General features: G+C 56.4%; 22 protein-coding genes and 1 pseudogene. 11 read left to right on the top strand and 12 right to left on the bottom strand.

Annotated elements, in window-relative coordinates; genetic code table 11:
• Positions 1-193 precede the first annotated feature (193 nt).
• A complete protein-coding gene (locus M5G11_RS00585; protein WP_273912643.1) occupies positions 194-487 on the bottom strand; it encodes a hypothetical protein in 294 nt (97 codons plus the stop codon).
• Positions 488-772: 285 nt separating this feature from the next.
• Positions 773-1089: pseudogene (locus M5G11_RS00590) on the bottom strand (site-specific integrase); the annotation flags it as partial.
• Between the two features lie 42 nt (positions 1090-1131).
• Here M5G11_RS00590 and M5G11_RS00595 point away from each other — a divergent pair.
• The 5 genes from M5G11_RS00595 (at position 1132) to aac(6') (ending at position 3425) form a co-directional block, all read left to right on the top strand.
• Positions 1132-1347, top strand: a complete 216-nt coding sequence (locus tag M5G11_RS00595) for a hypothetical protein (RefSeq protein WP_273912638.1) — start codon at positions 1132-1134, stop codon at positions 1345-1347.
• A 177-nt stretch (positions 1348-1524) separates the two neighbouring features.
• On the top strand, positions 1525-2043 hold the full coding sequence (locus M5G11_RS00600) for a hypothetical protein (protein ID WP_273912637.1): 519 nt from the start codon (positions 1525-1527) through the stop codon (positions 2041-2043).
• Between the two features lie 115 nt (positions 2044-2158).
• Positions 2159-2335, top strand: a complete 177-nt coding sequence (locus tag M5G11_RS27455) for a phage holin family protein (RefSeq protein ID WP_420793851.1) — start codon at positions 2159-2161, stop codon at positions 2333-2335.
• Between the two features lie 119 nt (positions 2336-2454).
• Positions 2455-2643, top strand: coding sequence for a DUF2188 domain-containing protein (locus M5G11_RS00610; RefSeq protein WP_273912635.1), 189 nt, complete (start codon positions 2455-2457; stop codon positions 2641-2643).
• A gap of 347 nt (positions 2644-2990) precedes the next feature.
• Positions 2991-3425, top strand: a complete 435-nt coding sequence (gene aac(6') / locus M5G11_RS00615; RefSeq protein ID WP_273912633.1) for an aminoglycoside 6'-N-acetyltransferase — start codon at positions 2991-2993, stop codon at positions 3423-3425.
• Between the two features lie 83 nt (positions 3426-3508).
• On the opposite strand, the gene tnpC is transcribed toward aac(6'), so the two are convergent.
• From tnpC to M5G11_RS00645, 6 genes are all read right to left on the bottom strand, one after another.
• Positions 3509-5056: an IS66 family transposase gene (gene tnpC, locus M5G11_RS00620; RefSeq protein WP_273912632.1), complete on the bottom strand. Its 1548-nt coding sequence runs from the start codon at positions 5054-5056 to the stop codon at positions 3509-3511.
• A gap of 61 nt (positions 5057-5117) precedes the next feature.
• A complete protein-coding gene (gene tnpB / locus M5G11_RS00625) occupies positions 5118-5453 on the bottom strand; it encodes an IS66 family insertion sequence element accessory protein TnpB (RefSeq protein ID WP_273912631.1) in 336 nt (111 codons plus the stop codon).
• Positions 5450-5782, bottom strand: coding sequence for an IS66-like element accessory protein TnpA (gene tnpA, locus M5G11_RS00630; protein ID WP_273912630.1), 333 nt, complete (start codon positions 5780-5782; stop codon positions 5450-5452). The genes tnpB and tnpA overlap by 4 nt, the downstream gene beginning before the upstream one ends.
• A gap of 184 nt (positions 5783-5966) precedes the next feature.
• Entirely contained in the window at positions 5967-6248 is a 282-nt protein-coding gene (locus M5G11_RS00635) for a hypothetical protein (RefSeq protein ID WP_273912629.1), read from the bottom strand.
• A 36-nt stretch (positions 6249-6284) separates the two neighbouring features.
• Positions 6285-6494: a hypothetical protein gene (locus M5G11_RS00640; protein ID WP_273912628.1), complete on the bottom strand. Its 210-nt coding sequence runs from the start codon at positions 6492-6494 to the stop codon at positions 6285-6287.
• 310 nt (positions 6495-6804) lie between these two features.
• Positions 6805-7200, bottom strand: a complete 396-nt coding sequence (locus M5G11_RS00645; protein WP_273925229.1) for a hypothetical protein — start codon at positions 7198-7200, stop codon at positions 6805-6807.
• A gap of 269 nt (positions 7201-7469) precedes the next feature.
• On the opposite strand from M5G11_RS00645, the gene M5G11_RS00650 reads away from it, so the two are divergent.
• The 5 genes from M5G11_RS00650 to M5G11_RS00670 all read left to right on the top strand — a co-directional run bounded on the left by M5G11_RS00650 (position 7470) and on the right by M5G11_RS00670 (position 9951).
• Positions 7470-7637, top strand: coding sequence for a hypothetical protein (locus M5G11_RS00650; protein WP_273912626.1), 168 nt, complete (start codon positions 7470-7472; stop codon positions 7635-7637).
• Between the two features lie 347 nt (positions 7638-7984).
• Positions 7985-8410 carry a GNAT family N-acetyltransferase gene (locus M5G11_RS00655; protein ID WP_273912642.1) on the top strand — a complete coding sequence of 142 codons (426 nt, stop codon included), beginning with the start codon at positions 7985-7987 and terminating at the stop codon, positions 8408-8410.
• A gap of 56 nt (positions 8411-8466) precedes the next feature.
• Complete coding sequence (locus M5G11_RS00660) at positions 8467-9108, top strand: hypothetical protein (protein ID WP_273912625.1); 642 nt, start codon at positions 8467-8469, stop codon at positions 9106-9108.
• A 115-nt stretch (positions 9109-9223) separates the two neighbouring features.
• The gene (locus M5G11_RS00665; RefSeq protein WP_273912624.1) at positions 9224-9619 is read left to right on the top strand and encodes a hypothetical protein; all 396 of its coding nucleotides are present in this window, start codon (positions 9224-9226) and stop codon (positions 9617-9619) included.
• Between the two features lie 149 nt (positions 9620-9768).
• The gene (locus M5G11_RS00670) at positions 9769-9951 is read left to right on the top strand and encodes a hypothetical protein (RefSeq protein WP_273912623.1); all 183 of its coding nucleotides are present in this window, start codon (positions 9769-9771) and stop codon (positions 9949-9951) included.
• Positions 9952-9957: 6 nt separating this feature from the next.
• Here the strand turns inward: M5G11_RS00670 and M5G11_RS00675 are convergent, their stop codons facing one another.
• From M5G11_RS00675 to M5G11_RS00690, 4 genes are all read right to left on the bottom strand, one after another.
• On the bottom strand, positions 9958-10164 hold the full coding sequence (locus tag M5G11_RS00675) for a hypothetical protein (protein ID WP_273912622.1): 207 nt from the start codon (positions 10162-10164) through the stop codon (positions 9958-9960).
• A 48-nt stretch (positions 10165-10212) separates the two neighbouring features.
• Positions 10213-10437, bottom strand: coding sequence for a hypothetical protein (locus tag M5G11_RS00680; protein WP_273912621.1), 225 nt, complete (start codon positions 10435-10437; stop codon positions 10213-10215).
• Positions 10438-10504: 67 nt separating this feature from the next.
• Positions 10505-10732: a hypothetical protein gene (locus M5G11_RS00685; RefSeq protein ID WP_273912620.1), complete on the bottom strand. Its 228-nt coding sequence runs from the start codon at positions 10730-10732 to the stop codon at positions 10505-10507.
• 68 nt (positions 10733-10800) lie between these two features.
• Positions 10801-11301, bottom strand: coding sequence for a DUF3016 domain-containing protein (locus M5G11_RS00690; RefSeq protein WP_273912619.1), 501 nt, complete (start codon positions 11299-11301; stop codon positions 10801-10803).
• A gap of 87 nt (positions 11302-11388) precedes the next feature.
• On the opposite strand from M5G11_RS00690, the gene M5G11_RS00695 reads away from it, so the two are divergent.
• The gene (locus M5G11_RS00695) at positions 11389-12075 is read left to right on the top strand and encodes a metallophosphoesterase (RefSeq protein ID WP_273912618.1); all 687 of its coding nucleotides are present in this window, start codon (positions 11389-11391) and stop codon (positions 12073-12075) included.
• The last annotated feature ends 68 nt before the right edge of the window (positions 12076-12143 follow it).

Here is a 12143-nt window from a genome sequence, read left to right on the forward strand (position 1 = left end):
TGACCTGTGAGCAGGCCTATACTGCCCTGATTGAACAGCCAGGCGGTGCGGATGAAAGACCTTGAGGAGAAAATGGCAAATGGTGAATCGCTGATGCAGCAGGCGCTTGAGGCGATGCGCCGCTACCACGAGGCCCGTGACTCCATTACACCCGCTGAAGAGGTCGAGCGCCTACGTCTTGAGGCAGAGTCTCTTATGCAGGCTGTCGGGGACTATCAGCAAGGTGCACTGGGCGGTCCAACGGCAACCCGCCACTAGCCCCGCATGCCATTGGCTGGGCCTTGCCCAGTGTTCTCATCTGCAAGGCCTGTAGGTCTTTCGACAGCGCCTCATTCATCTCAACCAGCTTGGCGATGTTCTGTCGCGCCTTCACCAGTTCGTGGGTCAGGTATTCAGCTTCATTGGTGACCAGAACGACCTGGTGCTTCCACATCTCCAGCAAAGTGGGGGCGCCGAGATCGAAGTCATCATCGTCGACGAGGGGCATGGCAATCTCCGAAATTGTACTGTTCGGATATACAGTATATGGCTCGTAGAAATTCTGCGCGCTGAGGCGACGAACTGCACTGCGGAGGAGGATTGTTTTTTACTCGGCAGGACGCCGAAAAGAGGGCACATTCTTGGGCCAATTTTTGGGCCAATGCATGCGTTTTGGTGCGTTCAGGAGAGGCTGAAACCCCCGGAAACATTGCACTCTATACCGCCCAATACCCCCATTTTTTTTGCATGGTGATATTTGCTGTGGAGATCAAAGGGCTTACCTATCAATAACTTACGGAACGCTTTCACGGCTCCGGACCAATTCCGGACCAATCTGGAGTTTTTCAAGCTCCTGCCAGTCGCTGGACGAGTTGATCCAACGCGCATATGTCGATAAGAGCATCTGCACGCTATGCCCAAGCTGTTGGGCGATAAAGGCGGGGTTGAGACCAGACATTGAGCATATTGTCGCATACGTGTGACGGCAGTTGTATGGCTTCCGATAGCGAATCCCCAGTTTGGCGAGGATCGGTGGCCACTGGTGGTGCAGGTCGGAGGTCTGCTTGACGTGCTCGGCATTCTGCAAAGGGGGGGGATGTAGGGTGTTTCGGCAAGCAGAAGGGCGAATTCTCCGGTAAGGACGCTGCACTGTTGGCCGAGTGCATCGTGCACAAACTGCTGCATGCCCAGCTCAAGCCGCGTCATTGGAACGCTCTTGTGGCCGAGTACAGCACACATCGCGGCAAGAGGATCGATTCAATCGGGCGCCTGGTTTCGGTGGTGCAGAGCTCGGCGCCGTTGCGCTTCACTCAGCAAGCTGTATTGGTCCGGGCGGTACCGCAGCAGGCCAAGGAATTTCAGCTTTAACTGTAGCCAGGACAGCCCTCGGGTAGGTCTGGATGTGGATAGTCGGGTAGTGCGGGCAGGCGGTAGGGGCCGTCGCGCATGCTTACAAGGTTTGTCCAGCTCAGTTCGAGGCCTATGCCTTCGCTGTAGTTTTTCCGCGTCTATGCTTGTAGCCCAAATCAAAGGAGGACCTATGCAATGGAAGCAGCTGGGTTTAACAAACTGTCCAAGTCGACCCCCTTCAGTGGGTTAGTGGGTACCGCTGGCCTTGGCAACTGCATTGCCGTTGTTGGCTTCAATACCTCTAATGAGACAATGGCTATTGCTCATTACGACACGTTGAATTGCGTGACTGCCCATGAGGCCTCATGGTCATGGAATGAAGCATCGCTCACGAAGTTCCGCGATTGGTTCGTCAGTGAGACCCGGGCAACCCAATTCGTGGTTGGCCTTGGCTTGGTTTGGTTCAATACTGCTGAGGCCTCAGGTAAGAAGAACCCTCAAGGCTACCCCTTGACTGATGTTCGCCGCTTTGAACTCATCAGGCTAATCATCAAGGTGTTTAATCATGAGCCAACTAAAGCAGGCGCTTGCTTTACCTGCACGGTGGTAAAAGGAGCGATAATCCTGAGCGCTTATCCGGGTCAGGAAATCATGCCTGTAGGCTGGGCTCACATGGGCCTTGATATTCCCTACGACGAATTAAGAGTGGAATGAATCGATGTCTTGTACGCATAGCACTGAGTGCTACGGGTGTCGCCAGTGGGTGTGCCCATATCTATCAGGGTTGCGCATTCACTACGACGGCAGAGAGACGAAGCCAGTCCGACAGTTGATCGAGGCAGCGCTCGGCGCGCTGATCGTGATGGTGGTTGGCCTGACCGTGAAAGCGTTCGGGTTCAGCATTGCGTGGTCGATTGCCACTGCCTCGTTCATCGGCATCCTCGGCGTTGAGCAGGCCCGCCAGCTCGGTAAGCGCTGGGCTGAACGCAAGGCGGATGAACTGTAGTCCACGCCACAAATTCAAGGGGGGCGGTTCGTGGCGCGACATGTGGTTGCCACAGATGCAAAAAGCAAGTGTAAGGTGTTCGGGACGAACCTAGATTATCTCTGCGAAAGGAGGTGACGATGAGTGTTCCAATCCTTACCAAGATGCATATCAATGGGTATGACGTGCTCAGCGTGAATAACGGCCCCTGGAAGGTCTGCACCAATGCTGACCGGCTTGGCTCCTTCCACTCACGGGAAGAGGCCTTTGCCTTTGCCGCAGCGCTGCCTACTCGGGTGGTGCGATCCAGGCGGCATGCAAATACGTAGTAGTCAGCGGTGACGCTCAAATCGGCCTCGGCAAACGCTGGGGCTTTTTTATGTCTGGGTAATTTATGAACAACGTAACCCGCCTACGGCACGTGCTCCTCAACCGTATCCGTCCGGGCAATACACCTTACTGGCCCGTCATTCCTGGCCTTTCAAGCGGAGTTTCTATGCGACCGCTATGCCACAGTATTAACGTTAAATTTTCGCCCGCAAAATGGATGCGGCTCTACTCACCCGTAACACTACCCTTGAAAGCGCGAGTTGGTCTTCCAAGACTGACCGAGGATGACATATGATCTTGGTCAGTTATTCCTTCGAGTATTTCTTCAATGATAAAACGCTGCACTATGCTTGACCATGATGGTTGGCTGCCCCTCCGTGTTGCTCTGTGGCCTGATTCCTCCTCGAACAATGAGAATGACAAACGGGCAATACTGAACGCACCAGAGCGCTATGTGGTACTTATCTTCGTTAATGAACATGGCAATACTCTAGGTTTTGCCGAGGCGTCGATCCGGGTGGACTATGTCAACGGTACCAGCTCATCGCCTGTGGCCTTTCTCGAAGGCCTGTATGTCCGACCCGCTAGTCGGAGCCAAGGCATAGCGCGGCAACTCGTGGCGGAAATCCAACACTGGGCCGAAGAAATGGGCTGCACCGAACTGGCCTCGGATGCGCTACTGAATAACCAAGGAAGCCACGCCATGCATGAGGCATTGGGCTTCACAGAGACCGAGCGAGTGGTTTATTTTTTGAAGCCGTTGGGGGCTATCAAGACGTAGTAGTGGGCACATGATCAGCATTCGGTTGTCAGCGGTAATCTAGGCGAAAATCAAGGCACATTCGCCGAACACACGTTGCCAGATTAAACAGGCGCCCACCGATGCGGCAGTAGTTGGGTAATTTCACTCGCACGCTGCGTCGGCAGTCGCGTTAGGACGTCCTTCAAATAAGCATACGGATCATGCCCATTCAGTCGCGCCGATTGGATCAAACTCATAATCGCCGCCGCTCGTTTGCCGCTGCGCAACGACCCTGCAAAGAGCCAGTTCTTGCGTCCAAGAGCCCAAGGTCGTATCTGGTTCTCGGCCCAATTGTTGTCAATGGGTACGGCCCCGTCATCAAGGTAGCGCGACAACGCTGTCCAGCGTTTCAGGCTGTAATCCATTGCTCTGCTGATGGCTGAGCCTTCGGGCACGAGGTTACGCTGGGCGCTCATCCAGGCATGTAGCATGTCCATCACCGGGACGGCTTTTTCTTGCCGTATTCGGCGCCGTAAATCCGGCTCCAAGTCGCGGACTTCGCTTTCGATTTCGTACAACAACTGGATATAGCGCAGGGCTTGCTCAGCAAGCGTGCTTTTATTCGTAGCGTGCAGTTCGAAGAACTTACGCCGTGCATGGGCCATGCAGCCGATTTCGGTAGCGCCAAGTTCGAAGCTGGCCTTGTAGCCACCAAAATCATCGCAGACCAACTTGCCTTTCCAGCCTTGCAGGAAGTTGCGAGCATGCTCTCCAACACGGCTGGGGCTGAAGTCATAAACCACCGCTGTCACGTCCGAGAACTGGCTGGTGACGTAGGCCCAAACATAGGAACGGTGAGTTTTCTTTGTTCCCGGCATGAGCATTTGCACGGGTGTTTCATCGGCATGAATGACCTGCTGCCCGAGCACCACGTCGCGCAGCGCATCGACCAGCGGCTGCAACTGAGCCCCAGTCACGCCAACCCATTGAGCCAAGGTTGAGCGTGGAATCGCCAGGCTCGCTCGACCGAAGATCGACTCTTGACGGTAAAGCGGCAGGTGGTCGGCAAACTTGGCGATCATCACGTGGGCCAGCAGCCCGGCGGTTGGGATGCCCTTATCGATGATCTGCGCCGGAACGGGTGCCTGGATCAGCGTTTCGCAGTCATTGCAGACCCATTTGCCACGCACATGGCGTTCGACGGTAAACACGCCGGGAGTGTAGTCCAGCTTCTCGCTGACGTCCTCGCCGATGCGCTTGAGGGCGCAGCCGCATGGGCAGTGAGTGTTATCCGGTTCGTGATGGATCAACGCGCGAGGAAACTCAGCCGGCAATGCAGTGCGCTTGGGCTTCTGCTTGTTCTCGGTCGCCGCTGGCACTGTTTGCAAGGCTTGAAGCTCTGCTTCAATCGCTGCGATATCAGTATCTATCAGGTCAACGAGCAAACTGGCCTGCTCAGAATTCATCTGCTCGCTGCGCTTGGCAAACTTCAAACGTTTGAGCTGCGCGATCTCGAAGGTCAGCCTCTCGATCAGTGTCTGATCGCGGTTGATCTTCTTGCCCATGGTTTCGACCGTCTTACCCATTGTTTCGACTTGCGAGAGCAACTGCGCAGCTAAGGCACGCAGTTGGTCGGGAGTCATTTGGTCGAGATTGGGCGAAGAAGTCATGCGCCGGATTTTGCCAGAGCAGTCGCTTCGCGGCGATAGACCTATAGGCTAGTGGCAGCCGTTAAAGCAGTATGATCGAGCCGCCGGAGCCTGCGCGTTGCCATGGCAGACCCAGCACCAATGCCTGAAGTTTCTCGGTATCCAGTTCCACTTCGGAGCCATGGCGAATACCAGGCCAGTGAAACTTGCCTAGGTTCAAGCGGCGCGCCGCCAGCCATATTCCGAAGCCGTCATGCACCAGCACTTTCATGCGATTGGCGCGGCGATTGGCTAACAGATAGGCACAGTGCGGCTGCGCCGCACCGAATACCGCAATCACCTTGGCTAACGCCGTATCGGTGCCTGCGCGCATGTCCATAGGCTCGGTGGCGAGCCAGATGGAGTCGATACGAATCATCGCAGAAGGCCTCGAAGAAAGGTCGCGCAGGCAGCAGCACTTTCAGTGGGCCAGTTCACTGTGACGGTGCCGCGCGAGTGCTGTATTTCAACGCAGATATTCGATGATGATGCGTGGGACTTTGCCCCGGTCAGCGGCACGGGCAACGGAATAAATGCAGGTTGCAGCGCTGTGCTTTTCTGCGCTTGTAGGCGAATCCATTTGTGGACGAGGTTTGCATTGAGGTTATGGCTGAGCGCGGCGCTGGCAATCGAAGCGCCGGGCTGGGCACACTCTTGAATGACTTGGGCTTTGAAGGACTTGGAATAGGAACGGCGTGTTGGCTGCATGAAGTACCCGCTTATAAGGCTAGAACTGGTGCCCACTTAAATTTAAGTGCACACCATGTCTTGGCTTTGCGGAGCTGGGTAGATGATTTGGCCAGACGCATACCCTCAACCAGCTTGGCGGTGAAGAACACGAACTCGAAGCAGACTGCGTAGCTACTGCTCGGCCAGTGGGGGCAGATACCTATTACCGGCGTGGGCAGCCAATTTTGAACGTCCGAATGGACAGCGCTTCGTTTCTCGCGTCCTTTTCGTTTTGGTTCTTCATTGTGAAGGTGCCGTCTTGAGAGCTGCGAAGCATGATGGCGTTGTTGCGATCAATTTCGCTGAAAAGGTGAGCACACTCAACTGCTTTTGCCTCGGGTGAGGCGGGGGCAGGAGCATTCTCTACATCGAGTACGTACTGAGATTTTTCATGAGCACAACCAGCGAGAGCGGAAAGTGCCAAAATTGCTGCGATCTTCTTCATGTGATTTCCATATCATTCGAGTTCGGCATAGCCGTTTCAATGGAGCGTCTTAACCCTGCGACTTTCGCCGATTCTGATTCGGTCCAAAGCCCGGTTTAATCCATCCAATGCGTCCAGGAGGGCTTTTGCTTCGACCTCCCGGCCATCCCCCCAAAGGCGTTCAGCCAGTTTGTTGAGGGCCTGGATGGATCGTTCGATATCGGCAGCACTTGCTGCCTTGGCATCCGCCGGCTGTTTCTTAGGCATTCAGTAAAACTTCAGCATGGCCTGCACCATGACCTGGGGATTGAGGTGCGATAGCTCAGTGAGAGTGGTGACGCAGCTTTTGGTTCGGTTTGGTTCGGTGCATGGCAGTTTCCTGCAAGCGCTTGAGGGTAAAGGACCAGGCTCTGTAAGAAAAGAGATGTCGCAAACATCGCATGGAACAGGCCAGCTTCTGGCGCGTCCACCCGGCAACCTCCAACTGCTTGGCGATCACACAGGATGCACTGAACCTATCAATGTTCAAGCAAACAAGGCTCGCCTGCAATACTCCACGTACGTGCCGATGCTCGGGTCATTTCAGAATAAAGTCGTCTAGTTTCTGCAAAGAGTTGGTAGCCATTCGAGCGTGTAGTTGGCACAGTTCCTGATGATTCTCGATTTCTTCCGGAGTAGGGTTGGGGATCCTCTTCATGCCTAGGGAGCCAAGGACTTCAGCTTGTCGTTCGATCTTCCTTAGTAGTGCTCGAACCTTGGCTGGGTCTGTTCCAGGATAAGCATGCATTGCATCGGAAAGGGCGGCCGTATACTGGGCGTATAGCGGCAAGGCATCACATTCCAGCAGCATTCCGAGCATCGGGCCTGAGGAATCAACGATATTCCTGATGGACTCTTTCTCGCTCTCTGAAGGTGCCGCTGTTGCTGTGGCGGTCAACAACGTCAGCACTGCGAGTAGATGCATCATGGCCATTCCCCGTTTCGTTTCCCACAATATAGCCAACGAACGGAGGTGGCAGCAGACCGGCCTACACTGCCAGCAAGGTGCGCTGAGTGGTACAACCGCGGAGCGAGCCCCCGATAGGCAAGCGCCGGTGAAAGACACAAACTCAAAGGCCCTCTTTTCTGTTGCCAAACGCTTCGAAGGGGCAATAGCGCTCCCTGCCCGCGGAGCAAGCTGTAGAATCGCCAAAGGTTTATTAACGAATTGAAGAGGTTAGAGTGAGAGGTCTAGAGAAATTTTTGTCGCAACGTTTCTTGTTCACGATGATTTTCATCGCGCTGGGCTCCTATGCTTACAGTGCCGAGCTCGTGGGCTTTTCAGGGATGTTGATCATCATGATGCTGCCGAACATCGTCTTCACAATCATCCGGATCAAAAACCAGCGCAAGGCCAAGCAGTCGCAGTGAGCTGCAGGCTGAGGGAGTAATGAAACTCCTTATAGGAAAAGAGCCCGCAACGGGAAAAAGGCAAGGTCGGCCTTTGTTGAGTTGAGCACCCAATAGTCAAACAAGGTGCGTGGTGGTGGGCTCCCGGGTAACCGATATATGCTTCAATACTCCGCCAGGGACTGGCAATTTTTGTTAAGGAGAACATCCATGTTTGCTGTTGGTCTATCACTACTCGCCGTCGGCCTGGGTACCTCCAGCCCCGGCTTGTGGGTTCCCGGCGCAGTCTTCATGACCATCGGTTTCACCCAGCGAGCCAAGCGCTGATGATGTTGAGCGACCTGACATTCACCAGCAAGGACAAGCAAATGGCATCAAGGATCGAACTATCGTGGGACGTCAAAGAGGCTGATCACCAGGCCATTCTGAAGCCCTTGCGGGCCTACAACGTGGCCAACGGCGGAGCGCCCGCGCATGAGAACTTCGCACTGCTGCTGCGCGACTCTGCGAGCAATGAAGTCATTGGTGGCCTGCACGGCGCAATTGCTTACCAGTGGATGCATATCGAGCACTTGTTCGTTCCCGAGCAGGTTCGCGGCCAAGGCACCGGCTCGCAATTAATGAAGATGGCTGAAGATGTCGCTCGGCAAAAAGCCTGCATCGGCATTTGGCTAGATACCTCCAGTTTCCAGGCGCCGCACTTCTATCAGAAACTTGGGTTCAGCGAGTTCGGGAAAATTACCGACTATCCGCCAGGGCACTCACTGCACTTTTTCCAGAAGCGCTTGAACTGAAGCAGCGTGGTCTGGTACCCGCCCTCAAGCTATCGATGCAACACAAAGGATGAGTCATGAGCAGGGCGCTGTGTGTCACATTGAGTCTGACTATTGTCGTTTCATCACTCGCAGGTTGCTCCACCTCGCCAGTCAAGCAAGGCATCGTCGAAGGGCCGCAGGTATTTGGCTATACCTTGAATCAGCCTCTGAGCAACGACGAACTCAAAGTCTTTACCAACACCAGGGCCGTACCGTATGGCCGGGATGCCACGATTTACAAGCGCGACGATGGCCAGGGCGGGGTGTTGCAGGTGTTCCTCGATCGTAACAATCGCCCCCTGCTGATCGGCGAGATAAGCCGAAGCTTCGCCACCCGGGATGAATGCGTGGCCGCACTTGAAGCAAAGCTGCCTGAACTCCAGGAACGCATTCTCCACCACAACCGTACGACTCGCGCGAACGAAGGGCGCGACTATGAGCCGGGGGAGCGGTATGTGCGCATGAGCGACGACGGCTGCGTCGTTAGCCAGGGCAAGCAGCCCGAAGCCTACCAATACACACTGAACGTTGCCGCAGAAGTAGCGACTGCCAAACCCAAGAGAGGTTTTGGAGATTCGTTCAAGGATGCCTACAACGGCTTCTGGTTCGGGGTCTTCGTGGTTGCCATGTTGCCTTTCGTGCTGGTCGGCGCGGCCGTCAGTGCTGCTACGGACTGACCAAGGCGGCGTAGACACTGGCTTTGCGCCGTCCGTCTGGCCGGCAGGTGGCTTCGATTACCCCATCTAGACTTCCGTGTGCTGTACGGATATCCCACTCATACGGAGATGAGTCATGTCAACCTCAGTACAGCAACTGAAAGACCAAGACCCTCGGCGCACCTTTACGGCCGAGCTGCAACAAGCCCTGCAAGAGTTCACCTACCTCGGCAACGGACGTTGCGATGTGAAAGGCAAGGAAGGTGAGCGCGCCGGCAACAACTTCGTCGGCTCGCAGGTGCAGCAGTACAAGTCCTACCAGTTGGTCGCAGCAGCCGGGTCCGGCACCTTCATGGTGCGTCTGGACTACAAGGGTGGCAGTGACAAGAACCTGAACTACGTCACGGTCACCACCACCGCCAGCGGAGAAACCTTCAACATCCGCAGCGTCTCGATGAACAACCTGCAAGGGTTGTTCCCCGCCGGTAAAAGCTCGAGCAACCTGGACTTTTATGTCTATGGTCGTCCCTGATCGCCGGGCATGGTAGCCCTGGTGTGACAAGCTCCGGTCGCTTCGGTGGCCGGGGTTTAGTGACCGCAGCGAGTACCCGGCATTGACCTTGGCTTCGCACTTCCTTATATAGGCGCCCTGGCAAACACGCTGCTGACAGGAGCCGCCCCATGCACGATGACCTCGATATCCACGAACCCGAGCACGACCACCTGCTTGACCACGAATTCGACGAAGGCTACGAGCTGGCCGAAGACGAGGTCAACCCGTTGTTTGATGACAGCGATGACGAAGAGGAATACGGCCTGGATGTGCTGGACGATGAAGACCACGACGATCATGACGACGACTGAGCACGCTTAGTCGTTCATCAGTTCGGCTATGCCCCGGGTGATGTGTTCAAGGTTGTTGTCCACGGTGCTCAGGGCCACCCGCACGCTTTGCGCCACATCGGTCGAGCCGTGCTGCTCGACCCATTTCGACAGTGCTTCGACGGCGCCGGCAAGGGCTACCTGGTTTTCGTTGAGCTTGAACAGCACCGAAGGGATGAGCTCATGCGTCGCCATGGCAGGGGCCTCCTGGGCGAGAGGAAAACGAGGTGTGAGCAGCCGCTGTCAACGGAAGCGCGGTAGTGGTCGCTCCAGCGTCAGTGAGGTCAGGGTCTTTTTCACCAGCACTTCATCGGCTTCAACGGCCTTGAGGCTGTCGCGGATCTTGCCGGCGACCGGCCTGTCGCCCTGGCTGTCGATCCAGTCAGCGATTTCCTTGCAGGCGAAAGCCAGCCGATCCTGGCGTTGGTTGATCAGGCTGAGCAGTTCGGTGAGTTGTTTATCGGACATGGCGTATTCCTCCCGTAGGCGAAAATAAGTGTAGCAGGGCCCGCCAGAACAGCCCGCTGACCGGCTGTCAGTCGGCCTTGGCCCGCACGATCCGGCCATCCTTGATTTCGTCGGCATAGGCCTTGAGCTTGTCCGAGTCCTTGTACAGGCGGTTCATCAGATGCAGCACGGCGACAACGTCGACGTCCTTGATGCGTTCGGCCAGCTTGCTGATCTCGCCTGCGGTGCGCTCCAGGTTACTGGCCACCGCCTTGAGGTCGCGCTTGAGTTCGATGGAAGACTTCTTGATGGCCATGGGCGGTTCCGCAGGTACGTTAAAGCGGCGAGTCTAACAGGCCAACCGGGGTATCCGTTCGACCTGGGTCAACCTTTGAAGGTCTTGCGGAACCATTCATCGAGCATGGCCTTTTCGGCAAACAGCCGGTCGCTGCTGGTTTGCCGGCCAGGGCGTTGCAGGTAGAACTTGTCATCGACACGAGCATCCGCCTGGCGCAGCATCTGGCCGTCTTGCAGCAGTACATAGTGCAGGTCGATACTCGGCCAGGTGATATCACGCATGAAACGCACACTGTAGGCATTCGGCTGCCAGGGCTCGTAGCGGCCTGCCAGGTCGATATCGCGAATGTCGATCTGCAGGGCCTGGCCTGCTGGCAGGTAGCGGCTGGCGAGTTTTTCCAGCTCGGCGCTGAGTTGCTTCATGACATAGGGATCGGCGCCGCGTTCGTAGCCTGCGCTGTTCAGGCTGGCATCGCGAAATTTTTCGGGGTGGATGTAGTCGACCTTCACCGGCGCTTCGGCGGTCGGTTGTGCCATGCTGTTGAAGGCCAGCAAGGCCAGGGCGGCAAGAGCCAGGGCAGGGCGCATGATTGAACTCCAGGCGCAAATGGGCGCGAGTTGCGGCATGGCATTTATTGTACGCCTGCGCATCAGCACCCGTGAAAGGAGGATGCAATGAACACCATGCTGCAGGTAGCGGCCAACACGCGCGGGCGTGATCTGGCGGTAGGCGATGTGCATGGGCATTTTACGCGGTTGCAGCACACGCTGGATGCGGTGGGTTTCGACCCGGCGGTGGATCGCCTGTTCAGCGTCGGCGACCTGGTAGACCGAGGGCCGGAATGCGAGCAGGTGCTGGCCTGGCTTGATCAGCCGTGGCTGGTGGCGGTGCAGGGTAACCATGAAGGCCTGGCGGTTGCGCATGTGCGCGGCCAGTGGCTGGACCTGGGCATGTACCGGACTGCGGGTGGTGGCTGGTTCCTCGATCTGCCGGCTGAGCAGCAGTTGCGCTATGTTGAACGTTTTGAACGGATTCCCTTGGCTGTCGAGCTGGAAACGGCGCTGGGGCCTGTGGGGCTGTTGCATGCGGATTGTCCGTTTGCCGACTGGCGACGACTGCGTGAGATGTTGCGGGCACCGACGCTGGAAGCCAAGGTTCAGGAAGTCTGCCAATGGTCGCGCCGGCGGGTGCAGCATGACGACGAGACCCACGTCGCGGGGCTGCGGGCCCTGGTGGTCGGGCATACGCCGTTAGCTGAGGTGAAAGTGCTGGGCAATGTCTGGCATATCGATACGGGCGGGTGGGCGAGCGGGCATTTCACCTTGCTGGATCTGGGTACGTTGGAGGTTGTGGCGCCCTGATCTGGAGTCTACCGGGCTCATTGCAGAAGGAACTGTTCAGCATGCTCACGGTAGTAATTTCGGACGGT

Origin of the sequence: Pseudomonas fontis, from assembly GCF_028656955.1 — a bacterium.
Taxonomy (GTDB): Bacteria; Pseudomonadota; Gammaproteobacteria; order Pseudomonadales; family Pseudomonadaceae; genus Aquipseudomonas; species Aquipseudomonas fontis.

Excerpts from the sequence above, each read along its gene's own strand:
- M5G11_RS00585 (WP_273912643.1), bottom strand. The coding sequence starts at position 487 with ATGCCCCTCGTCGACGATGATGACTTCGATCTCGGCGCCCCCACTTTG.
- M5G11_RS00600 (WP_273912637.1), top strand. The coding sequence starts at position 1,525 with ATGGAAGCAGCTGGGTTTAACAAACTGTCCAAGTCGACCCCCTTCAGT.
- M5G11_RS00610 (WP_273912635.1), top strand. The coding sequence starts at position 2,455 with ATGAGTGTTCCAATCCTTACCAAGATGCATATCAATGGGTATGACGTG.
- tnpC (WP_273912632.1), bottom strand. The coding sequence starts at position 5,056 with ATGACTTCTTCGCCCAATCTCGACCAAATGACTCCCGACCAACTGCGT.
- tnpB (WP_273912631.1), bottom strand. The coding sequence starts at position 5,453 with ATGATTCGTATCGACTCCATCTGGCTCGCCACCGAGCCTATGGACATG.
- tnpA (WP_273912630.1), bottom strand. The coding sequence starts at position 5,782 with ATGCAGCCAACACGCCGTTCCTATTCCAAGTCCTTCAAAGCCCAAGTC.
- M5G11_RS00635 (WP_273912629.1), bottom strand. The coding sequence starts at position 6,248 with ATGAAGAAGATCGCAGCAATTTTGGCACTTTCCGCTCTCGCTGGTTGT.
- M5G11_RS00640 (WP_273912628.1), bottom strand. The coding sequence starts at position 6,494 with ATGCCTAAGAAACAGCCGGCGGATGCCAAGGCAGCAAGTGCTGCCGAT.
- M5G11_RS00645 (WP_273925229.1), bottom strand. The coding sequence starts at position 7,200 with ATGGCCATGATGCATCTACTCGCAGTGCTGACGTTGTTGACCGCCACA.
- M5G11_RS00655 (WP_273912642.1), top strand. The coding sequence starts at position 7,985 with ATGGCATCAAGGATCGAACTATCGTGGGACGTCAAAGAGGCTGATCAC.
- M5G11_RS00660 (WP_273912625.1), top strand. The coding sequence starts at position 8,467 with ATGAGCAGGGCGCTGTGTGTCACATTGAGTCTGACTATTGTCGTTTCA.
- M5G11_RS00665 (WP_273912624.1), top strand. The coding sequence starts at position 9,224 with ATGTCAACCTCAGTACAGCAACTGAAAGACCAAGACCCTCGGCGCACC.
- M5G11_RS00670 (WP_273912623.1), top strand. The coding sequence starts at position 9,769 with ATGCACGATGACCTCGATATCCACGAACCCGAGCACGACCACCTGCTT.
- M5G11_RS00675 (WP_273912622.1), bottom strand. The coding sequence starts at position 10,164 with ATGGCGACGCATGAGCTCATCCCTTCGGTGCTGTTCAAGCTCAACGAA.
- M5G11_RS00680 (WP_273912621.1), bottom strand. The coding sequence starts at position 10,437 with ATGTCCGATAAACAACTCACCGAACTGCTCAGCCTGATCAACCAACGC.
- M5G11_RS00685 (WP_273912620.1), bottom strand. The coding sequence starts at position 10,732 with ATGGCCATCAAGAAGTCTTCCATCGAACTCAAGCGCGACCTCAAGGCG.
- M5G11_RS00690 (WP_273912619.1), bottom strand. The coding sequence starts at position 11,301 with ATGCGCCCTGCCCTGGCTCTTGCCGCCCTGGCCTTGCTGGCCTTCAAC.
- M5G11_RS00695 (WP_273912618.1), top strand. The coding sequence starts at position 11,389 with ATGAACACCATGCTGCAGGTAGCGGCCAACACGCGCGGGCGTGATCTG.